Source organism: Streptococcus sp. 27098_8_82 (assembly GCF_041431615.1).
GTDB classification, from domain to species: Bacteria; Bacillota; Bacilli; order Lactobacillales; family Streptococcaceae; genus Streptococcus; species Streptococcus sanguinis_K.
Map to the genome: position 1 here is coordinate 456,515 of NZ_JAPVYB010000002.1, position 26,635 is coordinate 483,149.

Annotated in this window: 24 protein-coding genes and 1 riboswitch; of the genes, 8 read left to right on the top strand and 16 right to left on the bottom strand. The window is 46.2% G+C overall.

The annotated features are described in order from the left end of the window. Positions 1-61: 61 nt before the first annotated feature. The 7 genes from O3627_RS05535 to O3627_RS05565 all read right to left on the bottom strand — a co-directional run bounded on the left by O3627_RS05535 (position 62) and on the right by O3627_RS05565 (position 7,557). On the bottom strand, positions 62-1,399 hold the full coding sequence (locus O3627_RS05535) for a sodium:alanine symporter family protein (RefSeq protein WP_125382068.1): 1,338 nt from the start codon (positions 1,397-1,399) through the stop codon (positions 62-64). An 85-nt stretch (positions 1,400-1,484) separates the two neighbouring features. Further along, positions 1,485-1,577, bottom strand: a riboswitch (glycine riboswitch). Between the two features lie 166 nt (positions 1,578-1,743). Further along, the gene (gene trxA, locus O3627_RS05540) at positions 1,744-2,058 is read right to left on the bottom strand and encodes a thioredoxin (RefSeq protein WP_125382070.1); all 315 of its coding nucleotides are present in this window, start codon (positions 2,056-2,058) and stop codon (positions 1,744-1,746) included. Between the two features lie 84 nt (positions 2,059-2,142). Then, positions 2,143-3,561 (bottom strand): C69 family dipeptidase, encoded by a 1,419-nt coding sequence (locus tag O3627_RS05545; RefSeq protein ID WP_125402246.1) that lies wholly within the window; start codon positions 3,559-3,561, stop codon positions 2,143-2,145. A gap of 100 nt (positions 3,562-3,661) precedes the next feature. Further along, positions 3,662-4,306, bottom strand: coding sequence for a GNAT family N-acetyltransferase (locus O3627_RS05550; protein WP_002910682.1), 645 nt, complete (start codon positions 4,304-4,306; stop codon positions 3,662-3,664). A gap of 10 nt (positions 4,307-4,316) precedes the next feature. Beyond that, a complete protein-coding gene (locus O3627_RS05555; protein WP_371621308.1) occupies positions 4,317-6,650 on the bottom strand; it encodes an endonuclease MutS2 in 2,334 nt (777 codons plus the stop codon). Positions 6,651-6,704: 54 nt separating this feature from the next. Further along, on the bottom strand, positions 6,705-7,256 hold the full coding sequence (locus tag O3627_RS05560) for a CvpA family protein (RefSeq protein WP_009659682.1): 552 nt from the start codon (positions 7,254-7,256) through the stop codon (positions 6,705-6,707). A gap of 10 nt (positions 7,257-7,266) precedes the next feature. Then, a complete protein-coding gene (locus O3627_RS05565) occupies positions 7,267-7,557 on the bottom strand; it encodes a hypothetical protein (RefSeq protein ID WP_002919703.1) in 291 nt (96 codons plus the stop codon). Between the two features lie 188 nt (positions 7,558-7,745). Between O3627_RS05565 and rnhC the strand changes: the two genes are divergently transcribed. Genes rnhC through O3627_RS05580 form a run of 3 tightly spaced genes read left to right on the top strand, consistent with a single transcriptional unit; the run spans position 7,746 to position 11,695 of the window. Further along, on the top strand, positions 7,746-8,636 hold the full coding sequence (rnhC, locus tag O3627_RS05570; protein WP_125382072.1) for a ribonuclease HIII: 891 nt from the start codon (positions 7,746-7,748) through the stop codon (positions 8,634-8,636). Positions 8,637-8,639: 3 nt separating this feature from the next. Continuing rightward, entirely contained in the window at positions 8,640-9,269 is a 630-nt protein-coding gene (gene lepB, locus O3627_RS05575) for a signal peptidase I (protein WP_125382074.1), read from the top strand. A gap of 59 nt (positions 9,270-9,328) precedes the next feature. After that, positions 9,329-11,695, top strand: coding sequence for an ATP-dependent RecD-like DNA helicase (locus O3627_RS05580; RefSeq protein ID WP_371621309.1), 2,367 nt, complete (start codon positions 9,329-9,331; stop codon positions 11,693-11,695). Positions 11,696-11,746: 51 nt separating this feature from the next. Here the strand turns inward: O3627_RS05580 and O3627_RS05585 are convergent, their stop codons facing one another. The 5 genes from O3627_RS05585 to dinB all read right to left on the bottom strand — a co-directional run bounded on the left by O3627_RS05585 (position 11,747) and on the right by dinB (position 15,969). Further along, positions 11,747-12,385 carry a TetR/AcrR family transcriptional regulator gene (locus O3627_RS05585; protein ID WP_002910688.1) on the bottom strand — a complete coding sequence of 213 codons (639 nt, stop codon included), beginning with the start codon at positions 12,383-12,385 and terminating at the stop codon, positions 11,747-11,749. Between the two features lie 75 nt (positions 12,386-12,460). Further along, the gene (locus O3627_RS05590) at positions 12,461-13,207 is read right to left on the bottom strand and encodes a CPBP family intramembrane glutamic endopeptidase (protein ID WP_002910689.1); all 747 of its coding nucleotides are present in this window, start codon (positions 13,205-13,207) and stop codon (positions 12,461-12,463) included. A 45-nt stretch (positions 13,208-13,252) separates the two neighbouring features. Continuing rightward, positions 13,253-14,047, bottom strand: coding sequence for a CPBP family intramembrane glutamic endopeptidase (locus O3627_RS05595; protein WP_125382077.1), 795 nt, complete (start codon positions 14,045-14,047; stop codon positions 13,253-13,255). A gap of 318 nt (positions 14,048-14,365) precedes the next feature. After that, on the bottom strand, positions 14,366-14,692 hold the full coding sequence (locus tag O3627_RS05600; protein WP_002896600.1) for a hypothetical protein: 327 nt from the start codon (positions 14,690-14,692) through the stop codon (positions 14,366-14,368). A 212-nt stretch (positions 14,693-14,904) separates the two neighbouring features. Continuing rightward, entirely contained in the window at positions 14,905-15,969 is a 1,065-nt protein-coding gene (gene dinB, locus O3627_RS05605; protein ID WP_125382078.1) for a DNA polymerase IV, read from the bottom strand. 369 nt (positions 15,970-16,338) lie between these two features. On the opposite strand from dinB, the gene pflB reads away from it, so the two are divergent. The 5 genes from pflB to O3627_RS05630 all read left to right on the top strand — a co-directional run bounded on the left by pflB (position 16,339) and on the right by O3627_RS05630 (position 22,656). After that, positions 16,339-18,654 carry a formate C-acetyltransferase gene (gene pflB / locus O3627_RS05610; protein WP_002896602.1) on the top strand — a complete coding sequence of 772 codons (2,316 nt, stop codon included), beginning with the start codon at positions 16,339-16,341 and terminating at the stop codon, positions 18,652-18,654. A gap of 159 nt (positions 18,655-18,813) precedes the next feature. Further along, complete coding sequence (locus O3627_RS05615) at positions 18,814-19,590, top strand: threonine/serine exporter family protein (RefSeq protein WP_002903742.1); 777 nt, start codon at positions 18,814-18,816, stop codon at positions 19,588-19,590. Positions 19,591-19,594: 4 nt separating this feature from the next. Next, positions 19,595-20,062, top strand: a complete 468-nt coding sequence (locus O3627_RS05620) for a threonine/serine exporter family protein (RefSeq protein WP_002903393.1) — start codon at positions 19,595-19,597, stop codon at positions 20,060-20,062. 144 nt (positions 20,063-20,206) lie between these two features. Next, positions 20,207-21,385, top strand: a complete 1,179-nt coding sequence (locus tag O3627_RS05625) for a hydroxymethylglutaryl-CoA synthase (protein WP_125382079.1) — start codon at positions 20,207-20,209, stop codon at positions 21,383-21,385. Continuing rightward, positions 21,382-22,656, top strand: a complete 1,275-nt coding sequence (locus O3627_RS05630) for a hydroxymethylglutaryl-CoA reductase, degradative (protein ID WP_125382081.1) — start codon at positions 21,382-21,384, stop codon at positions 22,654-22,656. Before O3627_RS05625 ends, O3627_RS05630 begins: the two co-directional genes overlap by 4 nt. 40 nt (positions 22,657-22,696) lie before the next feature. Here the strand turns inward: O3627_RS05630 and fni are convergent, their stop codons facing one another. The 4 genes from fni to mvk are packed head-to-tail and all read right to left on the bottom strand — an operon-like array spanning position 22,697 to position 26,501. Then, the gene (gene fni, locus O3627_RS05635) at positions 22,697-23,704 is read right to left on the bottom strand and encodes a type 2 isopentenyl-diphosphate Delta-isomerase (RefSeq protein WP_125382082.1); all 1,008 of its coding nucleotides are present in this window, start codon (positions 23,702-23,704) and stop codon (positions 22,697-22,699) included. Continuing rightward, on the bottom strand, positions 23,685-24,704 hold the full coding sequence (locus O3627_RS05640; protein WP_125382084.1) for a phosphomevalonate kinase: 1,020 nt from the start codon (positions 24,702-24,704) through the stop codon (positions 23,685-23,687). Before O3627_RS05640 ends, fni begins: the two co-directional genes overlap by 20 nt. Continuing rightward, complete coding sequence (gene mvaD, locus O3627_RS05645) at positions 24,694-25,641, bottom strand: diphosphomevalonate decarboxylase (RefSeq protein ID WP_125382086.1); 948 nt, start codon at positions 25,639-25,641, stop codon at positions 24,694-24,696. The genes O3627_RS05640 and mvaD overlap by 11 nt, the downstream gene beginning before the upstream one ends. Then, the gene (gene mvk / locus O3627_RS05650; RefSeq protein ID WP_125382087.1) at positions 25,623-26,501 is read right to left on the bottom strand and encodes a mevalonate kinase; all 879 of its coding nucleotides are present in this window, start codon (positions 26,499-26,501) and stop codon (positions 25,623-25,625) included. The genes mvaD and mvk overlap by 19 nt, the downstream gene beginning before the upstream one ends. Between the last annotated feature and the right edge of the window lie 134 nt (positions 26,502-26,635).

The window sequence follows — 26,635 nt, forward strand, 5'->3', positions numbered from 1 at the left end:
CAACAAAAACCTCTAGACTTCCACCATTACGGAAAGCTAGAGGCTTTTTTATGTGCGAAAATCAGTTCTTTCGATGCTTGGCAAAGTATTTCTTTGTTTCACTGATAACAATAGGAGAAAGCACCAGAAGAGCGATTAAGTTTGGCAAGGCCATGAGGGCATTGACAATATCTGCAAGAATCCAAACCGCCTCTAGACCCACAAAGCCACCGAGAACAATCATAAGGACAAAGAGCAAGCGATAAACGCGGATATAGCGCACCCCAAAGAGAAATTCAAAACAGCGCTCACCATAGTAGTTCCAGCCCAAGATAGTCGTAAAGGCAAATAGAACTAGGAAGACTGAAAGCAGAACCGGACCAAAATTAGCAAAAACACTCGCAAAGGCTGCCTGAGTCAGGGACACACCGTTGAGATTGCCATCCCAGACCCCTGTGATTAAAATCGTCAAGCCTGTCAGACTACAAATAATCAGGGTGTCGATGAAGGTTCCGGTCATGGAAATCAAGCCCTGTTCTACCGGTTCCTTGGTCCGAGCTGCCGCCGCTGCAATGGGAGCTGACCCCAAACCAGATTCATTGGAGAAAACTCCACGCGCGACCCCGTTTTGAATTGCCATCTGGATGGTCGCACCGGCAAAACCACCGACAGCAGCCGTCTGACTAAATGCTGAGCTAAAGACCAGTTGGAGAGTGGGCAGCAGACGATCTAGATTGACCGCTAAGACAGTCACAGTCCCCAAGATATAAATCGCTGCCATAAAGGGCACAACCTTGGTCGATACTCGAGCAATAGACTGGATGCCACTGAAAATAACCAGAGCCACCAAAATAGCCAAGATAGAAGCTGTCACAGCTGGAGGCAGCTGAATGGTATTCTGCATAGCCTCTGTGATGGAATTGACCTGCGTAAAGGTCCCAATCCCCAAGAGAGCCACCAAGATACCAGCTATCGCAAAAAAGATAGCCAGCGGGCGCCATTTCTCGCCCATCCCTAGTAAGATATAGTGCATGGGACCGCCCGCCATAGCACCATGAGCATCCTTGCGGCGGTACTTGATAGCCAAGAGGCCTTCGGCATACTTCGTCGCCATCCCAAAGAAAGCAGCTACCCACATCCAGAAGAGGGCACCCGGTCCACCGGTTTTAATGGCCGTTGCCACTCCGATGATATTTCCCGTTCCCACAGTCGCAGCCAGAGCCGTACAGAGAGCCGCAAAGCTAGAGACATCGCCCTGATGCTCCTCGTCTGATACAAAGATTAATCGAAAGGCACGCGGAAGACGAAAAATCTGCAGCAAGCCCAGACGCAGACTGAGATAAATACCGGTACCAACCAGCAAAATGAGCAGGGGCGGACCCCAAACAAAAGAATCTAATTGATTCAATATTTCCAACATGATATAAGCTCCTTTTCACACCGAGAAAAAGAAAGAGCACATGCAAAACATGTACTCTGGATGTGCTGGAGTAGGGAAATCCCTGCCTCTTCGCTCTGTCCTTTTACCTGAGAGTTTGAGCGGTTCTAAACCGCCTTGCCCCTTCGGTGCCATTCATGGTCTCTCCAGAGTTCCGTCCATTTCACAGTCAGAAGCGCCCGCCTCTTTCTGAAAAACTTCGTTCGGTGTTGATTATTAATTTTCTATTATTCTAAAAGAACATTCGCCTTTTGTCAATATTTTATAAAAAAATTTAAGCATGTAAACGTTTTTTGACACAAAAAAGAAGCCCCAAGGCTTCTTGCTTAGCTTAATTCGGCGATAATAGCCTTGAGCTGGTCTTTGGTGTGAACACCTGCGACTTGCTTAACGACTTGACCGTCTTTCTTGAACAGAAGGGTCGGAATGGACATAATGCCGAATTCACGGGCAGTATTTGGATTTTCATCCACATCCATTTTAAGGATTTTTAATTCGTCCTCATGAACTTCCCCTGCCAACTGCTCCAAGATAGGCGCCTGCATACGGCATGGACCGCACCAAGTTGCCCAAAAGTCAATCAGAACCAATCCGTCTTTTGTATCTTCTGCGAATGTTGCATCTGTAACTGCTGCTACCATAAATCTTCTCCTTTGAATAGCTTACTTTTGATAACATTTTACACCAAAAGCAAGAGAAAGAAAAATATTTGCTACGGGTAACCCTTAGTCGCTCAGTGAGAAATGATTGGTCATGAGATTGCTGGCATCCAAGAGAACTTTCTCCAAGAGCTGGTCTGTCGCTTCTTGCACCTTGTCGCTCATGGCTTGATTTTCAGCTTCAAAGTCCACATCCTCGCCCTTAGCCAGAGCTCGGTCTACCCGACCAATCATTTCGTGGCCCCAGGCCATGGTCTTCTCCTGATAATCATCCAAGTCTCCGACATGACTGCTAAAATGAGCATCAGCCAGCCCAGCAATCAGGCGATTGGCCCAGTAGAAAGAATCTGTCGAAACCTTGTCCGTCGTATTGGCAAAGTAGTCTGGCGTTGTCGAGACTTGAGTAAAGAAAGGAACAGCTGTATTGTAAGGCATGGAGCCGTAGGATAGCCACTGAATCCCAGTCGTTTCCTGCGGTTGATTAGGGCGCAGCTGCAAGATGGCTGTCTGACTGGTCCGATTGATCCCAATAGTCCGAAAAGCCCGTCTGCTGTGGTGGTCCCCCTCTGCTCCGTAAGGATCATAAGGCGAATCCTGATAGTGACTGCTCAGGACATACTTGACATCTTCGATCGTGATCTTGCGGTAAGGCTTGCGGCACCATGGAATGAAGAAGCTCCTTGGATCTTGCTCCACTTCTGGATTGAGAAAACGCTGGATATCCCAAGCTCGCGGCGTATTGTAATGACGGTCCTTATCCTTCTGACTGCCAAAAGCATAGCGTGGATTGAAGCCCTCGTCTAAGTAATTCAGATTGAGATGGTTTTCCTCGATAAACTTTTGGAGATTTGGATGACAGAGAAAATGCTCAGGATTATCAAATTCAAAATAATCGCTGCCCAGCTGATTGGGATTGGTCACATAGGCATCATCTGGCACGCGCCGCGCCATCCAATGGTGGCCGCCAATGGTTTCCAGCCACCAGATCTCATTGACATCTGAAATGGCAATCCCATTGGACTCATACGTGCCGTACTCCTCCAGGATTTTTCCTAAGCGTAGAACCCCTTCGCGAGCCGTTTTGATATAGGGAAGAACCAGCGTGAGGATATCTTCCTCACTAATACCTGATTCTACTAAAGGGTCAGCCCCCAGCACGCGGCTGTTGGTCGTAATCGTTTCCGTTGCGCTGACAGCAACATTATAGCTGTTAATTCCAGCTGCTCCCCAAATCCCATCTTTGGGAACTGCATCTGGCACTGCCGTATAGCGGACTGGATTATCTGGCAACTCCATCTCAAAAGATGTCAAAACAGACTGATAATGACGGGGCTGGTCTTGCGGCTCCACTACAACAAATTTCTTGGGCGTAAAGACCCCATTTTGTGAATCCTCTGTACGAGCCACAATGGTTGAACCGTCGTAACTGGCCTTCTTGCCTACCAAAATAGTCGTGCAAGAATCTGATGCATGTTTTATTCTCATTACTTTCCCTCCGAAACACTTTATGCTGCTTATATTATAGCAAAAAGCAGGCCCTCATAAAAGAACCTGCTGTTATCTCTTCGCTGAAACTTCCAATGCCCTATTCAATTTTCAAGACATAGGTATGCTCTTTGTAAAGCTCATCAATATCAAAATGCTCTAAATCTTCTTTCCTTGAGACAATATAATGCCCTTCTCTTTGATAATAGCCTAAGGAATTTCCTGACTTATCTGTCAGACAGATTGTCTGCTGCTTAGTATCAACGCTGAAAGAAAACGGTATTTGACCTTTGGGTCGCCCGACAACTAAATAATCTTGACAAATCAGCTTGCCGCCCCACTTCTGATAGAGATGATTTGCTTGTTCTCCGTCTCTGGTGAAGATGATCAAGGCCTCAACTTTCTTTTCATGCAGCTGCTCTCGAGCAGTTTGAAAGAGTTGACTGGCTATCCCTTGATTCTGAAAATCAGGATGGACAGCCAGATTAGCGAAGTAAGCTATCTTTTCTCCCGGATAATATGCATAAGAACGACTTGATTCTTCGGTGTAAATCCCAATATCTAGAAGCCCCACAACCTGATCATCTTCCACTGCTATAAGCTCAACCGAATCTTGGTAAGGTTCTTCGGTAAACTCATCCTTGCGACGGCTCATATCATCAAAGAAAGGCGAAAAGAGATAACTCAAAGCCTTTGTATAAACCCAACTTTTCTCATAAGTCGAATCATAGGTTTGTATTTTCATTTCTGGCCTCTTACTTAAAGATCACAATCGTTGCACCGCTGCCGCCAGCATTTTGCGGAGCATAGCCAAAGGACTTGACGTGCTTGTTGCGGCGGAGGTATTTTGTCACCCCTTCACGGATGACCCCGGTCCCGATACCGTGGATAATATCCACCTGAGTCATGTTATTGAGGAGGGCCTGATCGATAAAGGCATCAAGCTCTTCCATGGCCTCTTCATAGCGCTTGCCACGCAGATCCAGTCTGGCTTTCGGTCCAGCAGTATTGGCCCGCTTAACCACATTAACCTGCTTGCGCTTAGGTTGCTGCTCCTTTTCAGCCTTGAGTAAGTTAAACTCCTGCTCTTCTAGAGTCATCTTGATAAGACCGACCTGAGCTTCCCAACGGCCGTCCTTGAGCTGCTTGACCAAGGTTCCCCGCTGACTATAGCTGGTGACTAGGATATCATCTCCCACCTTGGGCGCCCGATTTTTCTTGGCCTGCTTGAGCACCTTATTCTTTGATAAATCAACGGTTTCTGGTGCCAGCTTCTCAAGCTGAGCCTTGGCTTCAATAATCTCATGCGGTTTGAGACTGGACTTATCATGGAGATTTTTGAGAATGCTCTCACTCTCTGACAAAGCCAAATCAACGATTTCCTGAGCTTCCAAGCGTGCCTTATTGAGCTCGGTTTCCTTTTCTCGGTTAAACTCATTGTAAAGTTTTTTGAGGGCTCGGTTAAATTTGAGATTTTCCTGCTCAACCTCGCGGATATTATCCAAGCGCTTGCGGCTTTCCAGCGTCTGTTCCTCTAGGCGCTCAATGATTCGATTAACATCGCTGTCTGTGTTGGTCTGCTCTTGGGCATGACCAACGATAACTTCCGACAAGCCCAAACGCCGAGCGATTTCAAAGGCATTGGAGCGGCCAGGCACTCCCTGCATAAAGCGATAGGTCGGCCTTAAACTATCTGTATCAAACTCCATGCTGGCATTTTCCACCCAATCCGTCTCAATCCCATAGGCTTTGAGCTCAGGATAATGGGTCGTCGCCATGGTTTTAATCTGTCTTAGCCGCAAGTCTTCCAAGATAGCAATAGCCAGAGCTGCTCCCTCCTGCGGGTCAGTTCCAGCTCCCAGCTCATCCAGCAGAACCAGACTCTCGCTATCAACCTGCTCTAAAATAGAGACGATATTAGTCATGTGACTGGAGAAAGTCGACAAACTCTGCTCAATGGACTGCTCATCACCAATGTCTGCAAAAATCTGACTGAAAATCCCGACGCGGCTCCCCTTGTCCGCCAGAATCGGCAGACCTGACTGAGCCATGATCTGAGCTAAGCCCAAGGTCTTCAACATAATGGTCTTACCACCCGTATTAGGCCCTGTAATGACAATCTCTGTCAAGTCTGGCCCGAAATGCAGGTCATTAGCCACTGCATTTTCAATCAGGGGATGGCGGACACTGAGCAGTTGGATATCCTGCTCTTCCGACAGGTCTGGTACCACCGCTCCCGTCTCCTGCATGAAGCAGACCTTGGCACGCACCAGGTCCAGATGTCCGATAATCCAAGCATTGTTGCCAATTTCAGCTGCATGGGGACGGAAGAGGTCTGATAATTCCTGCAAAATCCGCTGAATTTCATAACGTTCGTCCGCCCGACTGCTGGCAATTTCTTCGTTGAGATTGACAACTGCTCTAGGCTCGATATAGACGGTATTGCCGCTGGCTGAAATATCGTGAACCACACCAGAAATACGGTTGTGATAGGTATTTTTTACAGGCAGCACATTGCGGCCATTCCGGCTGGCCACTACCTGATCCGCCAGCATCTCTCCCTTGTTTTTAAGAATCTCTTGCAGAATTTCCCGCACCTGGTTTTCATTTTCTTGAATTTTTCGGCGAATGCGGCTCAAACTTTCGCTAGCAAAGCTTTCGATAAAGCCGCCATCATTCACAGCCTGCAGACTTCCTTGCAGCTTAGGGAAAACAACTAGATTCTCAAACAGACGATCCAGCTTTTCCAAGTGCACATTTTCCAAGTCATCATAAAAAGACTTGAGCTCCTGAGTCACTGCCAAAACGCGCTTGAGAGCCAAAAACTCCTCAATATTCAAGTCGCTTTCCAGCTCCAAGCGCTTGGTCAAGGCAGTAATATCCTGAGTCGCAGCCAGACTAAAGTGCGGATGCTGCACAAAAATCTGCTGCATATCCGTCATTTCCAGAAAAGCCGAGGCCACCGTCTCCTTCTTGCTGGTCGGCAAAAGCAGACCCAGCTCCAGCTGCCCCTGCTCAGTCAAAAGATAGGGAGCAAAAAGTTCTTTAATCTTGCTAAATTCTAAGGTTTCTAAAATTTTTGTGTTCATAATTTTCTTTTCTAGTAAAAAAGAACCCAGCTAGCAGGCCAACTGAGTCGTCTTTTATCCGATAACTTGATTCACCCAGAGATCTTTGAGGATATTGGATGTGATAGGGGTATACTTGACAATAAAGCGAATCATAAAGCTGCTGTTGAGCCGCTCCTGAACCATCTCCATCGGCACTGTCGCTAAAATAGTCAGGCACATTCCCAAAACAAAAATAGAGATGCAAACAGCGATGGCTCCGCTGGTCACATTGTACCATTTGGTATCCAGCTTATTGGGGTAGGGAATCAGATTCGCAAAAATCCCGAAAAAGCGCCCAAGGATGTAGACAGCTGTAAAAATAATAAGATAGGCCAAACCAGCATAAAAAACCTGATCCAAGTGAAAAAGTTGGGAGCTAGGGAAAAAGTAGGTCGAAGAGCCCTGAGTCGCGCTGGCATAAGGCACCCAAAGACTGATAAACTTGGCCAAGCTCTTATAAAAAGCTCCAGCTACCAGCATGGAAACCATGGTTGCAGCAGCATAATAGCCCTGCAGAACAATACCACGCGAGTAGCCAATATAAAAGCTCCAGGCCAATATTAGTAAAATAATAATAGAAAACATTATTTCTCCTCTATTTACCCGACTTTTCTCTCAGCTCACTGAGCATTTTGTGACGAAAATCTTCTAGTTCTTTTTCCTTGTCGTCAAACTCAATCTCGCGACTGAGCTGAGTAGATAGGCTATTAACCGCTAGCAAAATCGCTAGGACTTCATCATCTGCCGCAGGCATCTGCTCTTTGATAGCCTTGTATTTTTCCTTTGCTACCCGTTCTACTTCTTCCATAAAGAGATTATCGTGTTCTGTTGTTAGAGTTAAGGTCTTGTTTCCAAATGTAAATTTATATCGATTCAAATTTGCCATAAAATCACCTTATTGTATTATATCAAAAAAGAAGCCCTTTGTCAGTTATAAAAACACTTAGAACTAGACAGGGACTTTCTTTTTCATCTTTTTTGACATTGCAAGCAGCGGTGCTCTCCTACAAAATTTTTGTAGGATTTTCAATCTTATGACTTTCGACTTTTCCTTTTTATGGTACAATAGGGGGTATGGAAACTATCACCCTCAGTCCCAAACAGCAAGAAATTCAGGCTTTTGTTGAGAAATATCAGAGCCAGCTGGCTCCCAGCAAGAACCCTCATATTCAATATTTCTTCCGGCTGGATCAGGCGACGGTCAGTGTCTTTAGCTCCGGAAAAGTTCTCTTTCAAGGGGCAAAAGCTGTTCACTACGCTGGCTTTTTCGGCCATCAAGCAGGCAAATCCAGTTCTAGTCCTGCTTCTCAGAATTTTGCCCTCATTGGGACCGATGAGGTCGGCAACGGCTCCTACTTTGGAGGTCTAGCCGTCGTAGCTTCTTTCGTCACTCCAGACCAGCACGACTTTCTGAGAAAACTTGGTGTCGGTGATTCTAAAACCTTGAACGATAGCAAGATTCGCCAACTAGCTCCTGTCTTGAAAGAAAAGATTGCCCATCAAGCTCTGCTCCTATCGCCAGAGAAGTACAACGAAGTCATCGCTTCTGGCTACAACGCCGTCTCTGTCAAGGTAGCCTTACATAATCAAGCTATTTACCTACTGCTGCAAAAAGGTCTAAATCCCGAAAAAATCGTCATCGATGCCTTTACCAGCCAGCAAAACTACAATAAATACCTAAAGCAGGAAAAAAATCATTTTCCAAATCCGGTAAGTCTGATTGAAAAGGCTGAAGGGAAGTTCCTAGCTGTTGCGGTCAGCTCTATTATTGCTCGCGACCTCTTTCTGGAAAATCTAGAAAATCTTAGTCAAGAGTTAGGCTATACCCTGCCTAGCGGAGCCGGAAGCAAGAGCGATTACGTTGCCAGCCAGATTCTTCAAGCCTATGGAATGGCCGGTCTGCAGCATTCTGCTAAACTCCACTTTAAAAATACTGAAAAAGCACAAAAACTTCTAGAAAGGTAACCTATGAAAAAATCAAATCCTGTCCTCTCATTTCTCAAAGAATGGAGCCTCTTTCTCTTCTTCATTTCTGTCATTATCCTGTCACGGCTCTTTCTCTGGTCCCCTGTAAAGGTAGATGGCCACTCTATGGATCCTACCCTGGCCAATGGGGAATACCTACTTGTCCTCAAACATCAGTCTATTGACCGATTTGATATCGTTGTCGCCACTGAAACAGATAAAGATGGAACGACCAAGGAGATTGTCAAGCGGGTCATCGGTATGCCAGGTGACACTATTCAGTATGAAAATGATACTCTTTACATCAACGGCAAAAAAACAGACGAGCCTTACCTGACGGACTACATCAAAAAATTCAAAGAAGACAAGCTCCAATCCACTTATACTGGGGATGATTATGATGACAATGGTGTGTTTTTCAGAAAACTCGCTGCTCAGGCTCAAGCTTTCACTGTTGATAGTGAAGGCAGCCCTGTATTCACCATCAAGCTTCTGGATGATGAATACCTGCTTCTGGGTGACGACCGGATTGTTTCCAAGGATAGTCGCCAAGTCGGTACCTTCCAAAAAGAACAAATCCAGGGCGAAGCCAAGTTTCGCTTCTGGCCGCTGCTGCCTTTTAAGACCTATTAAGCATACCGAACTCAGTTGAACGTCAGCTGGGTTCGTTTTAAAAGAAGAACCTATAAACTATGGAATTTTACTTTTCAGGAACGATTGAACGCATTATTTTTGAAAATTCCAGCAATTTTTTCCGTATCCTGCTCTTAGATATTGAGGATACAGATGCCGAGGATTTTGAAGATTTTGAAATCATTGTCACCGGATCCATGGCAGATGTCATGGAAGGCGAAGATTACACCTTCTGGGGAAGTCTCGTCCAGCACCCCAAATATGGCCAGCAGCTGAAAATTTCCCGCTATGAGCGTGCCAAACCCAGCAGTAAAGGCCTAGTAAAATACTTCTCCAGCGACCATTTCAAGGGCATCGGGGTCAAGACTGCTCAAAAAATCGTCCAACTCTACGGAGAAGATACCGAGGACACCATCAACAAGATTTTAGCAGAGCCAGAAAAGCTAACCCAGATAAACGGCTTAGCAGCTAAGAACCGCGAGGCCTTTGTCGCCAAGCTAAGACTCAACTACGGAACTGAGATGGTACTAGCCAAGCTGGCAGCCTACGGCATTCCCAATAAGCTAGCTTTTCAAATCCAGGATACCTACAAGGAAGAAACGCTGGATATTGTCGAAAAATATCCCTATCAGCTGGTAGAGGATATTCAGGGGATCGGCTTTAAAATCGCTGACCATCTGGCAGAAGAGCTGGGTATCCAAAGTGATGCCCCTGAGCGTTTTCGGGCTGGTCTTGTCCACACCTTGCTGACCCAGTCTATGGAGCGGGGAGATACCTATGTTGAAGCTCGTGATTTACTAGAGCATACCATCGAGCTCTTAGAAAGCTCACGCCAAGTGGAGCTGGACCCTAGTCTAGTCGCTGATGAGCTGGCTCATCTGATTGAGGAAGATAAGGTCCAAAATGTAGAAACCAAGATTTTTGAAAACAGCCTATTTTTTTCTGAAGAAGGAATAAAAAGTAATCTGGTCCGTCTGTTGGAAAAAGGAGAGCAAGACTGCTTTGACACAGATAACATTACTGCGGCTATCCAGCAAGTGGAGGAAAGATCTGGTATCTCCTATGACAGTATCCAAAAAGAAGCCATCCGTCAGGCTATCAATCAGAAGGTCTTTATCCTAACCGGCGGACCGGGAACTGGAAAAACTACTGTTATCAACTGCATCATCGCAGTCTACGCCCAGCTTCGTGGCTTGGATCTTCGAAAGGTCAATGATTTGCCTATTCTGCTTGCAGCTCCTACCGGACGTGCTGCTCGTCGCATGAACGAATTGACCGGTCTTCCTAGTGCCACTATCCACCGCCACTTGGGGATGACTGGAGATGATGATACCAGTCATTTGGATGATTATCTAGATGCTGATTTTATCATTGTGGATGAATTTTCCATGGTGGATACTTGGCTGGCTAATCAGCTGCTCAGCAATATCTCCTCTCAGACCAAACTCTTGATTGTCGGAGATGCAGACCAGCTGCCCTCTGTCAGTCCCGGTCAGGTTCTGGCAGATTTGCTGCAGATACCGACTATTCCACAGACCAAGCTGGAAACCATCTATCGGCAGAGCGAGGAGTCTACAATTGTCACACTGGCCAGCCAGATTCAGAAGGGCATTTTACCAGCAGATTTTACAGAGAAAAAAGCGGACCGCTCATATTTTGAAGCTAGAAATGAGCATATCCCGCCTATGATTGAGAAAATCGCTAGCGCAGCCATTCGCAGCGGTATCCCAGCTCAAGATGTTCAAGTATTGGCACCTATGTATCGGGGGCCAGCCGGCATTGACCAGATTAATAATCTTATGCAAAATCTCATCAATCCTGTCGAGAAAGATGAACTGACCTTTGAAGCTCCCGACTGTCAGTATCGCCAAGGAGACAGGGTTATTCACTTGGTCAATGATGCTGAAAGCAATGTCTTTAACGGTGACTTAGGATATATCAGCGACCTGCTGCCTGCTAAGTACACCGACTCCAAGCAGGACGAGCTGACCATTGACTTTGATGGCAATGAACTTGTTTATCAGCGTAGCGAGTGGTACAAGATTCGCCTGGCCTACGCCATGAGTATCCACAAGTCTCAGGGCAGTGAATTTCCCGTGGTCATCTTGCCCATCACCAAGAGCAGTCATCGGATGCTGCAGCGCAACCTCATCTACACCGCTATCACCCGCGCCAAGAGCAAGTTGATCTTACTTGGGGAAAAAGCAGCCTTTGACTATGCTGCAAAAAACACTGGCACCGCCCGCAAAACCTATCTGAGAGAGCGTTTTGAAGACCTTAAGTCCCCTCCAGAACTTGCCCACACTCCTGTGGATAGGTTGGAAAAAGCTGTGGAAAACTATGTCCTGACTGAGGAAAATTTCCTGAAAATCGACCCCCTAATCGGCCTGACCGAGGAGGATATCCACAGTATATTTAAAACATGAATAAAAAGGCCTAGACAGAGCCAATTTTTAAGTTCTGTTCCAGCGCCTTTTTTAATGCTTATTTTTCTGGCTAAAGAGCTGCAGGAGCTCGTCAGTAAAGATATCCAGACCGACCGAGGTCATCATAAACTGCAGAAAATGGAAACGTTCTGGCAGTTTTTCGGGCTCACTTTCAAAAGCGGTCCCATGCATCCAGAAGTTCACCAGCAGCAGAAAAACTTCTGCAGCCTCTTCCGGATACTGGGTCTGAAGGGAGCCATCTGCCATCCCTTTTTTGATAATGTCACTGACCACAGGGGCGCCTATCCGCAGATTGTCCCGCATCATGGTCAAAATAAAGCCCGCGTCCTTCTCATACTCACCCACAATGCCGTCCGTAGCCCGGGCTGTCTGACTTTCCAGATTAGACTTGAGGATGGTCTGCAGCTGCTCCCTGCCAGTCAGATTTTCCGTAGCCTTGAGCCACTGCTTCATCTCTTCTTCCATCAACTCCTGCCGGCTCCTCATCACCGCCACGACAATCTCATCTTTTGACTTGAAATGATGGTAGATAGCCCCCTTGGAAATGCCTGCCGTCTGGGCGATATCCTGCATACTGGTCTTTTCGGACCCCTTTTGGATAAAGAGCTGGGTTGCTGTATTTAAAATTTTTTCTCTCATGGCCTGGGATTTGTCTTTTCGTTGCGCCATTCTGTTCCCCTTTGTTTCTAATATAGCTTTATTCTACCAAAAAAGCCGGGGAAATACAAAATCATAAAAATATCTTTAAGCCTTGTCTTGCTGATCCCTTTGATACCAAAGATAGATACTGTAAGCCGCCATCAAGATATAGCCTAGGAAAAAGAGCGGATTTTCCGTCCCCTTCCCCAGGAAAATGCCTTCACCAATGGTATTGATGGCCCCGTGGAAAAGAACACAGTAAAGGATGGACTGACTGACCTTGTAAAGAGCCGCCAGCCAGAAACGGGCGAGCAGGCAACCGGCTGTAAAGAGCAGAAGAGAGGTCCCCGCCTGACTGCTGCCGGGGGTAAAGAAGAGGGGCAGATGCCAGACAACCCAGATTAACCCAGTTGTTACAGTTGCCAAAGGGAAGGGCAGGATCTTCTCCAGACTTGGCTGCAGGAAGCCCTGCCAGCCAATCTCTTCATTGCCGCCTGTCAGAAAAGTCGTCATGAGAAAAAGCAGAGCAATCCTGAGGGGGCTAAAACCAGGCAGGAGCGGGCTCCAAAAGACTATGGAAAGGGTATAAAGAATTGTCAAAATCAAGAGATGGACCCAAGTCCTTTTTCGGGCCAATCCGATAGAAGCCAAGAGCTCCTTGAACGATTTTCCTAAGACCAGTTTGGCTCCAATGGCCGGGCCAAAAACACCAGCGATGGTTAGGAGCTGGGAAATAATAGGAATCCTCAGGAAAGCCGAAGCCAGCCAGGCAGACCAGCTGATACCAAAGGTCCAGGCCAGAAAGGGCAGGATATGCCTTGTCTCTGGCTCTACATGTGTTTGTGTTTTCATATGATTACTCCTTTTTCTTTGGAAGAAGAGCGATTGCCAAGATTTTTAGCCTGCATCTTTCTGAACTCCTTTCCGGTTGCCCTTCCAATACCACCAGCCGACCAGCAGAGCGGTCATGACCAGATTAGCAGCCTGGAAGCTGAGATACCTTCCGCCATTTGTAGCACTGCCGACAATCGTCGCCTGAGCAAAGTTAATGCAGCCGTGAAAGACCATGCAGGCAAAGACAGAGGCCGTCTGCTTGTAGAGAACCGCCTGACAGAAACAGAGCAAGATACCAAAGGAGAGATAGAAGGGCAAAGAAATCTGACTTTGACTCGTTCCCGGAATCAGCCAGAGGGGCAGATGCCAGGCCACCCAGACCAGAGCCGTGATGACAGTTGCCAGAGGGAAGGAGAATTGTTTCTCCAGAGCCGGCTGCAGGAGGCCCCGCCAGCCCAGCTCTTCATTCCCGCCCCCAGCAAAGGTGACAAAGGTCCAGCCCAGAGGAAACATCAGAATGGCATTGAGCGGTGGTAATACAGGATTGGCGATAAAAAGGGTCAAAACCCGAACCAAACAGAAGACCAGCATGTAAATCCACCAGCCCTTAGCATGAGAAAAGATAAAGTCCAGCATCTTCTTAGGATGAGAAATTTTGAGGCTGATAAAAGTTCCCAAGGTCGGTCCGAAGCCCCCGATGAAATTGAGAGCAAAGCCCAAAGGATCAGCCCCGCTGGTCAGCTTCAGGGCGGTTAAAATATACTGAAGCAGCCAGGATCCCCAGGTAATGCCAAAAGTCCAGGCCAGAAAGGGCAGGATATGCCTTGTCTCTGGCTCTACATGTGTTTGTGTGTTCATACGATAACTCCTTATCAAATGTAGAATAGTGAAAAGTCATCCGAAAACTGGACAAAAGCATCCTTTACTCTCAGTCTTTCAGATGATTGCCTGTTTTGAAACGCAGATTTTTAAAATCCGACCATTCGGTTTGTTTTATTATAAAAAATAAAGACCTGCGCCAAATAGAAAACGTAGTCTTTTAGTCCTTGCCTAAAATAAAAAGCAAAGATAGACTAAATAATGCTAAAAACTATGTCAGCACCGTTTAGCTACTGCCTGCTGCTTTTAGTTTCTAAGTTGTCCTGACTCTGATGCTTAAGACAGGCCATTTCTCTGCTACTTGCTCCTTTCTTGATTTTGCAATCGCCGAATTTGCCAGAGATTGGAGGCAAGGCTCAGACCCCCTACTGCCATAATACCCAGTCCTCGCCAAGGGCTAAAGACAGAAGTCAGCAAGCCACCAGCAAGGACAGCATATCCAGCTTTGACTCCCCACTTAGAATAGCGTATGAGATTCTCACCCTGTGTTATCTTTTCTAGCCACACCTTACGTTTTTCTGCCTGCTGCTGCAAAAACTCTTTCTGACCTTCCCGCTGCCGATCCAGCTCCTGATTAAACTTGAGGATGTGCTCGCTTGTTTTTTCTACTACAGATTTCTTCATTTCTGCTCCTTTCTTTTTAAAAACCGACCAGACGGTTTTTTATTTTATAAACTCAGTATAACAGACACAGAAAACTTTGTCCAGTATTTTTTCAAAAAAGATTATTTTTAGTCAATGAAAATTATCAGACAACTTAGAAACTTGTCACAAGCAAATCTCTCATTCTAAAAACTATATCTAAAAAAGCCTGGTAATGAACCAAGCCTTTATCTTTATTCAAACCCCGTCACTGTCAGTCCTAGCAGCCGGATACCTCGTGGTTGTTCTTCCAAGCTATCGTATATCTCATGCGCAGTTCGCTCGATTTGCTCCTTGTCTTGAGTGGCTAGATTCAAACTTTTCCTTTTAGTCAAGGTGGAGAAATCGGCATAACGAATTTTCAGAACGATGGTTCGTCCTTTCTTATCATGCTTAGTCAGGCTATTTTCTACCTTCTGTGCCAGCAGGGTCAGCTCTTTCTTGATATCCTCCTCACTATAGAGTAGTTTGGCATAGGTCCGCTCCTTCCCGATTGACCTACGGATGCGATTGGACTTGACTGGACTATTACTGATGCCACGCGCTTTCCGGTAGAGATCAAAACCAAAGCGACCAAACTTATCAATCAAGGTCATTTCTGGTATCTTGAGCAGATCTGCACCAGTATAAACTCCCATTTCATGCAGTTTTTCAACGCTTTTCTTACCAACTCCATGAAACTTGGCAATGTCCATAGGCGCCAGAAAGGCCTCAGCCTCTTCGGGTAGAATAACAGTCAGACCATGAGGCTTCTCATAGTCACTGGCAATCTTGGCCAGAAACTTATTATAAGAAACGCCTGCCGAAGCTGTCAGATGAAGCTCATTCCAGATATCGTGCTGAATCAGCTTGGCTATTTTGACTGCGGATTTAATCTCTAGCTTGTTTTCCGTTACATCCAGATAAGCCTCGTCGATACTCATTGGCTCAATCAAGTCCGTATAGCGTTTGAAAATTTCTCGGATCTGCAAGCCGACTACCTGATATTTTTCGTAATTCCCCGATATAAAAATCCCCTGAGGGCAACGCTCATAGGCTTCCTTGGAGCTCATAGCCGAATGAACTCCGAACTTTCTGGCCTCATAATTGCAGGTGGAGACGACACCACGACCACCAGTCAAACGGGGATCGCTGCCGATAATGACCGGATGTCCCTTTAGCTTAGGATTATCCCGCTCTTCCACCGAAGCAAAAAAAGCGTCCATATCAATGTGGATAATCTTCCGAGATGTATCGTTAATCAGTGGAAAAATCAGCATGCCCTCCTCCTTTCTCCTGCCATCAATCTCAGCTTACAGGCTTTCACAAAGTCGGCCCTTTTTGCTCAAATAAATCTGAAACAGTTTTTCATTCTTGTAAAAAGTATTTTAAACGTAAGATTCTTCGCCAGTAATTTTTATATGACATTTTAATTACTTTTATTATAACTTTTTTACCCATTTTTCCAAAATATTTGAAAAGAGTTATGTTTTTCAAATCTATAGTACACATCCGAGACTTTTTACTTTCTGTATTATAAAAGAAAGTCTTTCTTTCTGCCGAAAATGGTTTGTGAAACCGATTACCGTATGATATACTTTACTTATAAATGTAACAGTTTATGTTGCTAGAATAAAGAGGAAAATCAAATGGTTGTAAAAACAGTTGTTGAAGCTCAAGATATTTTTGACAAAGCTTGGGAAGGCTTCAAAGGTGAAGACTGGAAAGAGAAAGCAAGTGTTTCTCGCTTCGTTCAAGCTAACTACACACCTTATGATGGAGATGAAAGCTTCTTGGCAGGTCCTACTGAGCGCTCACTCCACATCAAGAAAATCGTAGAAGAAACAAAAGCTCACTACGAAGAAACTCGTTTCCCAATGGACACTCGTCCAGCATCTATCGCTGATATTGACGCTGGTTACATTGACAAGGACAACGAACTGATTTACGGTATCCAAAACGACGAACTCTTCAAATTGAACTTCATGCCAAAAGGCGGTATCCGCATGGCTGAAACTACTTTGAAAGAAAATGGATACGAACCAGATCCTGCTGTTCATGAAATCTTTACTAAATATGTTACTACAGTAAATGACGGTATCTTCCGTGCTTACACTTCTAACATCCGTCGTGCTCGTCACGCCCACACTGTAACTGGTCTTCCAGATGCTTACTCACGCGGACGTATCATCGGGGTTTACGCACGTCTTGCTCTTTATGGAGCTGACTACCTCATGGCTGAAAAAGTTCGCGACTGGAATGGTTTGACTGATATTGACGAAGAAACAATCCGTCTGCGCGAAGAAATCAACCTGCAATACCAAGCACTTGGTGAAGTTGTAAAACTTGGTGACCTTTACGGAGTTGACGTTCGCCGCCCTGCCTTCGACGTTAAAGAAGCTATCCAATGGACTAACATCGCCTTCATGGCTGTCTGCCGTGTCATCAATGGTGCTGCTACTTCTCTCGGACGTGTGCCTATCGTTCTTGACATCTACGCAGAACGTGACTTGGCTCGCGGTACTTACACTGAATCAGAAATCCAAGAATTTGTTGATGATTTCGTTATGAAACTTCGTACAGTGAAGTTTGCTCGTACTAAAGCTTACGACCAACTTTACTCTGGTGACCCAACCTTCATCACTACTTCTATGGCTGGTATGGGTAACGATGGCCGTCACCGTGTTACAAAGATGGACTACCGTTTCCTTAACACACTTGACAACATTGGTAACTCTCCAGAGCCAAACTTGACTGTTCTCTGGACTGACAAACTTCCATACTCATTCCGTCGCTACTGTATGCACATGAGCCACAAGCACTCTTCTATCCAATACGAAGGTGTAACAACTATGGCTAAAGACGGTTACGGTGAAATGAGCTGTATCTCTTGCTGTGTGTCTCCACTTGATCCTGAAAATGAAGAACAACGCCACAACATCCAATACTTTGGTGCTCGTGTAAACGTACTGAAAGCCCTTCTGACAGGTCTCAACGGTGGTTACGACGATGTTCATAAAGACTACAAGGTATTTGACATCGAGCCTATTCGTGACGAAGTTCTTGAATTCGAATCAGTTAAAGCAAACTTTGAAAAATCTCTGGACTGGTTGACTGACACTTACGTAGATGCCTTGAACATCATCCACTACATGACTGACAAGTACAACTACGAAGCTGTTCAAATGGCCTTCTTGCCAACTTACCAACGCGCTAACATGGGATTCGGTATCTGTGGATTTGCCAACACTGTTGATACCTTGTCTGCTATCAAGTATGCAACTGTTAAGCCAATTCGCGACGAAAACGGCTATATCTACGACTATGAAACAATCGGAGAATACCCACGTTGGGGTGAAGATGATCCTCGCTCTAACGAATTGGCTGAATGGTTGGTTGAAGCTTACACAACTCGTCTGCGCAGCCACAAACTTTACAAGAACGCTGAAGCTACAGTATCACTCTTGACAATCACATCTAACGTTGCTTACTCTAAACAAACTGGTAACTCACCAGTCCACAAAGGAGTGTACCTCAACGAAGATGGTAGCGTGAACTTGTCTAAACTGGAATTCTTCTCACCAGGTGCCAACCCATCTAACAAGGCAAAAGGTGGCTGGTTGCAAAACTTGAACTCACTTGCTAGCTTGGACTTCAGTTACGCAGCTGACGGTATCTCATTGACAACTCAAGTTTCACCTCGTGCGCTTGGTAAGACACACGACGAACAAGTAGACAACTTGGTTACTATCCTGGATGGCTACTTTGAAAACGGTGGTCAGCACGTTAACTTGAACGTTATGGACTTGAAGGACGTTTACGACAAGATTATGTCTGGTGAAGACGTTATCGTTCGTATCTCAGGTTACTGTGTAAATACTAAGTACTTGACTCCAGAGCAAAAGACTGAATTGACTCAACGTGTCTTCCATGAAGTACTCTCTATGGACGATGCTTTGAGCTAATAAACGACTAAGGACTTACAAACCATTTGAAAGAAGATTGGAAATCCCCAATCTTCTTTTTTGTATTTCAGACTTCGAGTGACTGCCAACTTGATGATATTTTTCAGAGGCTTTATGGTATAATGGTTCTATTGCTATACTAGGAAAAGGACTGGGGAAATGACAGAGAAAGGTATCAGGGAAGAAGCCAAAGATTTCAATCTGGCGGTAGATGTCATCATGCTGGCTGGGACACTGCTGCTGCAGAGCGGATCCGAGACTTATCGGGTGGAAGACACCATGATTCGTATCGCTCATTCGCAAGGGATTATCGACTGCAATGCCTTAGCAATGCCAGTAGCTATTTTCTTTTCGATTGAAAATACAAATGTCTCACGGATGAAGCGCAATCTCAAGACCAACTACAATATCGAGAAGGTCTGTGACGTCAATCAGGTCTCCCGTCAGTTGGTAACAGGAGAAATCAGCCTTCAAGAGGCTTTTGATGAGCTGAATTGCCTCAAAGTTAAGGAGCTGCCCTATAACAACAAGCAACTGATTGCTGCCGCAACGCTCAGTGCTCCCTTCTTCTCCATCATGTTTGGCGGAAATTTCTACGATGCTTTGGGTGCGGCTATTGCTACCTTCTTTGGCTTTGCTTTCTCTTTGTATGTGGACAAGTATATCCGCATTCCTTTTGTGACAGCTTTTGCCGGAGCCTTCGTCTTTGGACTGCTGGCTCATATCTGGACACGCTATTCTGGTTTTAACTCCACAGATGATTTGATTATTGCGGGTTCTGTCATGCCTTTTGTGCCCGGCATTGCTCTGACCAACTCTGTGCGTGACATCATGACCAACCATATCAACTCTGGGATGAGCAAGCTCTTTGAATCGCTCCTCATCACTCTTGCTCTCGGTGCAGGCACTTCTGTTGCCCTCCTTATTATGAAATAAGCTTATGACAATCTTGACATTCTTACTGCAAGCAGTTGCCAGCCTACTGGCTATCATTACTTTTTTAATCGTTCTAAATGTCCAGCGCAGTATGCTGATTCCCGGCGGAGTGCTGGGCATGGCTATTTGGCTACTCTATCTCCTGCTCAAAGGACCGACCAACGTCATCATAGCAACCTTTGTGGCTGCTATCATTGGTTCCTGCGTCAGCCAAATCCTCAGCATCATCTACAAAACGCCCGCTGTTGTTTTTATTTTGGCCATTCTAGCACCTTTAGTCCCAGGCTACATTTCCTATCGGACGACTGCCTTCTTTGTAACTGGTGATTACAGCCAGGCCATGATTCACGCCACTCTGGTGGTCATTCTGGCCTTGGTTATCTCGATTGGCATGGCCAGTGGCACTGTCGTACTCAAGCTCTATCACTATTTAAAAAAGCGCCAAACCAAACTCACAGCAAACAAACAGTAGAGCCATCTGCTGTTTTTATTTTGGAAAATACATCTTAAGCCTGATTTAGCTGAGATTAGATGTTTTTGTAAGAGTTTTATTCCTAAGTATGGTAAAATAGTTTTCGGAATATACTAGAATAAAAGGATTTAAAGAGGTCTTATAATGACAATCGGAATCGACAAAATCGGTTTTGCGACCAGTAATTATGTTTTAAAATTAAATGATTTAGCGGCAGCCCGTGGAACTGACCCAGACAAGCTTAGCAAGGGGCTCTTACTCAAGGAACTAAGCATTGCTCCTCTGACTGAGGATATTGTTACCTTGGGAGCCGCGGCAGCAGAGCCCATCCTGACAACAGAGGACAAAGAAAAGATTGATATGGTCATTGTGGCTACTGAGTCAGGGATTGACCAGAGCAAGGCGGCGGCCGTTTTTGTCCACGGCCTTTTGGGTATCCAGCCTTTTGCCCGCAGCTTTGAAATTAAGGAAGCCTGCTATGGAGCTACTGCTGCACTGGACTATGCCAAGCTCCATATCGAAAAACATCCAGACAGCAAAGTTTTGGTGTTAGCTAGCGACATTGCCAAATATGGCATTAACACACCTGGCGAACCAACTCAGGGAGCGGGAGCTATTTCTATGCTGATTTGCAGCAATCCTCGTATCCTGGCTTTCAATGATGATAATGTAGCTCAGACACGCGATGTCATGGATTTTTGGCGCCCAAATTACTCGACAACGCCTTATGTCAACGGGCTCTATTCAACCCAGCAGTATCTGGATAGCTTAAAGACAACTTGGACGGAATACCAGAAACGCCACAAGCTAGCTCTCAAAGATTTTGCGGCCTACTGCTTCCACCTGCCTTATCCAAAACTGGCCCTTAAAGGCCTCAATAAAATCATGGATAAAAGCCTGCCCCAAGAGCAGCAAGACCAGCTCAGAAAGAACTTTGAAGCCTCTATTCTCTACAGCCAAAAAGTTGGAAATATCTATACCGGCTCCCTCTTCCTAGGTCTTCTGTCTCTTTTAGAAAACTCTGACAACCTCAAGGCTGGCGATCGGATTGCTCTCTTTGGCTATGGCAGCGGAGCTGTCTCTGAAATCTTTAGTGCCAATTTGGTAGAGGGCTATGAAAAGCATCTATCTCAAACACGCCTAGAGGAATTAGACCAGCGTCAGGCTCTTTCCATCCCGAATTACGAGCGCATCTTTTTTGAAGAAGCTGAGCTGGATGCGGAAGGCAATGCCAGCTTCTCTGGCTATGAGGAACAAAGCTTTGCTCTGGCAGAAATTGCAGAGCATCAACGTAAGTACATCAAAGTTGAGAAATCATCATGAAAGTAAACTGGACTGGATTTTCTAAAAAAACTCCTGCTGAACGGCTGCAGATGTTGAAAGAAAAGGGACTTTTACAAGATGAACATTGGCAGCTGCTAGACAGTCAGCAGACTTTGCCTCTGGAAACAGCCAACCAGATGAGTGAAAATGTACTGGCCACTCTGGCCCTGCCCTACTCTCTGGTGCCAGACTTTCTGGTGGATGGCAAAAGCTATCAAGTTCCATTTGTGACAGAAGAGCCATCTGTGGTAGCAGCGGCTAGCTTTGCGGCTAAAATTATCAAACGTTCAGGCGGATTTGAAACCGAGGTTCACAAACGCCAGATGATTGGGCAAATTGCCCTCTATCAGGTTGATATGGCAGACCAAGCCATCAAAGATGTTCTCAGGAAAAAGAAAGAGTTGCTGGAACAGGCCAACCAAGCCTATCCATCGATTGTTGCTCGTGGTGGAGGTGCTAGAGATCTCTGGCTGGAGCCAAAGGATGACTTCCTCATTTTTTATCTTTCTGTGGATACACAGGAAGCCATGGGTGCCAATATGCTCAACACCATGCTGGAGGCCCTCACCCTTTCTCTGGAAGAGCTGACTGGCGGTAAAAGTCTGATGGCTATCCTATCAAACTATGCAACAGATAGCCTAGTAACAGCCCGCTGTGTCATCGACTATCGTTTTCTCAGTCGGGATAAGGCCGAGGCGGAACTTCTTGCGGATAAAATGCAACTAGCCAGTAAATTAGCAAAGGTCGACCCTTACCGGGCAGCTACCCACAATAAAGGTATCTTTAATGGTATTGATGCTTTGGTGCTGGCTACTGGAAATGACTGGAGGGCTATAGAAGCTGGCGCTCATGCCTATGCCAGCCGAGAAGGAAGCTACAGCGGACTCTCTACTTGGAATGCGGATTCAGACAACCGACAGCTTCATGGTCAGATGACACTGCCCATGCCCATTGCAACTAAGGGAGGCTCCATCGGCCTCAATCCCGCAGTGGCAGCCAGCTTTGACTTGCTAGGGCAGCCTCAGGCCAAGGACTTGGCTTCCCTCATCGTATCGGTCGGATTGGCACAAAACTTCGCTGCCCTCAAAGCCCTGGTCAGTACTGGCATCCAAGCCGGACACATGAAATTGCAAGCCAAATCTTTAGCATTACAAGCTGGAGCCCAAGGCGAAGAAATTGCTGCTGTAGCCAATCGCTTAACAGCCAAGAAGACTTTCAACCTCGCTACTGCTCAAGAAATCCTAGCTGACTTACGAAAACAGGACAAGTAAAAAGGCCATTGATGGCCTTTTTTGTATGACTTTATGCTATTTATTGAATCTGTTCATGAGCTTCTTTTAGCCGACCGTAGAGTAGATAGGGTACACTCTTTAATTCTTGCAAATTTCGGCACGACAGGGCGCACATGATGAGACGCAGATCCGATTTCCAGCCTTCTACAATATCAATAACCTCTTCTACTGAGTGATTTTCCACCAAGTCCAGCATAGTGCGAGAGAGACCGACCGCCTTGGCTCCTAAGACCAGAGCTTTGACCATATCCAAAGGATGGCGGACACCTCCACTAGCCAAGAGTTCGACCTCATCGCGAAGTGGCTGAAGCGCTAACAGACTCTGCAGAGTAGATTGCCCCCAATCATTGAGGTAGTCACGATTGCCACCCCGCTGATTTTCAATATAGGCAAAGCTAGTGCCACCCCGGCCGGAAATATCAAAAGTCTGAATCCCCAAGGAGCGCGCTTCTTCGACAGTAGAGCGATCCATGCCAAAGCCAACTTCTTTAAGAATTAGGGGAAGATCCAGCCGCTGACTATAATCTGTCAAGTGCTGGCGCCAAGAGCGAAACTCCCGCTCGCCCTCTGGCATCAGCAATTCCTGCATAAGATTGACATGGACCTGCAAAAAGAGGGGCTGCAAATCAGCTATCGCCTGCTGGGCAGCTTGATAAGGCTTGTCCAAGCCGATATTGGTAGCCAGTAATAAATCAGGCCGACCAGCCGCCACCCGATAGGAAAGATCAGAAGGATTTTTCAAGGCTGCACTATAAGAGCCAGTCACAAAAAGAAGGCCACAACTTTCAGCTACTTGAGCCAGTTTTTCATTGATCTGACCGCCTTTTTGGCTGCCGCCAGTCATGGCATTGATGTAAAAAGGAAACTCCCAATCACGACCAGCAAAGTGAGTAGATAGGTCAATCTCTGCCAAATCATACTTGGGCAGAGAACGGTGAACCAGTTCCATTTCATCAAAACTGTTGTAACCCAGACGCTGCTCTAAGGCGTATTTGATATGGTCATCCTTACGATTCTGGCTCATCATGGCCCATCCTTTCTCTGTATAATAGATCAATGCCAGCTTCTTGCCAGGCTTGAATCAGTTGGTTGCTAGATGCATCATCAAAGCTGAGAGCAATCCCGCAGTCGCCACCGCCAGCACCACTGCTCTTAGCCACACAGTTCAGTCCCTCTGCCGCTTCTTTTAAGACTTTCAGCCTGTCTATATAAATAGCTGGACTGAGCCTTTCTAATAGCTGACTAGCCTTTTCCATACTAGACTGAATAGCGAACTTCTCTCCTGCTAATAAAGCTCTCTCCAAAGCATCAACCTGCGTCCTACTGCCTGTCAAAAAGGACTCCGAAATAGCTGACTTGACCTGATTGACCAAGTCCTTAGAAATCGCCGGCTGCTTGGTCCAGCCAACCAGAAAATCCATGGCTAAGCAAGGCTTAATACTACGAATTTCAAGACCCCAATCCTCTGCTAGTAATTGCTGTAAATCAACTTTGTCCATGAGCTTGCGGACCAGCTCTCTATCAAAAGACCGGTAGTAAATCAGATCTTCATAAGCAATGCAGGCTAGATCTCCCATAGAGCCATTGTCTCCGCGCTTGAGGAGAACGTAAGAAGCCAGCTTAAAGAGTAGCTCTGGCTCTAAGTCCAGCTCATAAAGGGCTGCCATGGCCTTGATGGTCAGAATAACAACACTACCACTGGAGCCAATCCCGAACTTCTTGCCTTCTCTTTCCATCTTGCCACTAATCTTCAGAGAAAAAGGCTGAAGTTGGTAGCCTAAGGCTAGCAGATAAGTGTTCATAACCCCTACCGCCTCCTGAATCAAGGCATAATCAGGGTCTGGCTCTAGGTTAGCACTATGATTAAACATATCTGATGTCAAGCGATAGGCAGAGGCTGCCTGGATTTCCGCCGTCATATAGATGGGAATGGCCTTGATAATGGCCGGCTGACCGGCCGTCAGCACTGCATATTCACCCGCCAGATAGAGCTTGCCACAGGTTTGGACTCTTGCACTAGCTTTCATCTGACAAGTCCTTTGTTTTGGAGACGATAAGTCGGTAGTCCTTCTCAAAAATGGCCACCAGATGGTCTAGGTCTTCCTCCAAGCAGAGCACCTTGACATTGGGCCCTGCGTCCATGGTAAAGTAGCAACGCTCGCCCTGCTCCCGCAGCTTTCTGACAGCATCCATAGCTTGGTAAGACTCCTCTGTCAGATAAGAAAACGGCGGATAAGCTTTTTCTGTTGTAGCATGCATCCGAAGAGCATTTTCTTCCGTCAGCTGACCAACCTTGGAAAAATCATTGTCCCGCAAATAACCTAGCATGGCCTGATAATCCAAGGCAGACTGGGTAATCCAATCTGGGAAAATGGTGGAAGTTTTGGCGCAGAGCTCCATACCGTCGCGGCTGGAAATGGGCTTTTTCTCATCGTGCAGAACCAACATAATCATGGCTAGTTTCAAATCCGTCTTGACTGGATAAATGGCCCCACTGTCCTTATCCCAGGCTGCTAGCGGACCAAAGAAAGACCGAGCAGACGATCCTGAAGCAAACTTAGCCAGCTGGGCCAGCTCTTGCGTCTGATAGCCCGTCTGAAAATAAGCATTGCAGGCCTTGACTAGGGCAGACAGACCGCTGGAGCTGGAAGACAGACCCGCTGCTGTTGGCATATTATTGCTGGTATCAACGCGGACAAAACCATCTTCTGGAGAGCGGAAACGGTCAATAATCTTACTGATTTTGGCATGTTCTGCCGGGCTTTGCAGCTGACCGTCAATATAAAACTCATCTCCAGTCGCTGAATCCGGCAAAGGACTCAGCTGCGTCTCGGTATACATATTTTCCAGTGTCAGCGAGATACTGCTGGTAGACGGAATCATCTTTTCTGCATCTTTCTTCCCCCAATATTTGACAATTGCAATATTGGCATAGGATTTGACACTTACAGGCTTTCGATCCATGTGTTAATGGCCCCTTTCTCTCTCAATAATGCGGCTAAGGCCTCCGCCTGATTTCTTTCTCCTACAAGAGCAATGACACAGCCACCCAGACCACCGCCGCTCATTTTAGCTCCCAAAGCTCCGTTTTCAAGAGCTGCCGCTACTAGCTCATCTGCTTTCTGGCAAGACACTCCTAGCTTGGCTAACTTCTCATGAGCCTTGGTCATAGCTTGTCCCATTGTCATCAGGTCCTTGATAGAAATGGCTTTCTCAAGGATTTTCGTTAAATTCCCCAATTCCTGCAGCAAAGGCAGAGCCTTTTGGCCCTGACTTTCTACAGCACGGATAGCTTCGCGGGTATGACCGTGAATGCCCGTATCTGCAATCACTAAAAAGGCATCCAGATCCAGCTCAATTTCGCTGAAACCGAAATTGCGGATAAACTTAATAGCTACATCGCTAAGGCAGGTCTTGGCATCAAGGCCACTGGGATTCATATGGGCAATCATCTCTGCCCGATTGGCTAGAATCTCCAGTGTCTGGTCATCCAGCTCTTCCTCAAAGTAGTCAAAGACCGCACGAATAGCCGCAATACTGACTGCGGCTGAAGACCCCATACCCCTCTTCTCAGGGACCATGGACTCCACCTGACAGCGAATCTTAGCCCCTTGCCGACCTAGATGTTCTAGACAGGCAAAAACAGCCATAGACAGCGTATCCTCGGCGTAGAGGGTCCAGGCCCGCTCAGACGGAAAGACCTGACAGGTCACTTCAATACGATTAAGAGGCAGGGAAATGGCCGGATAGCCGTAGACCACCGAATGCTCTCCCATTAAAATAATTTTACTGTGTGCCTTGCCGACACCGATTTCTTTTGTCATATTCTTCTCTTGTCTGTAGATTCTCTCTATCTTATTTTAATATACTTTGGCAAAAAAAGCGATTTTTATTAAGAGAAAATCACTGGGGCTAGAGACCGATATTTATATAGGCAGACACGATAAAACTCCGGGGC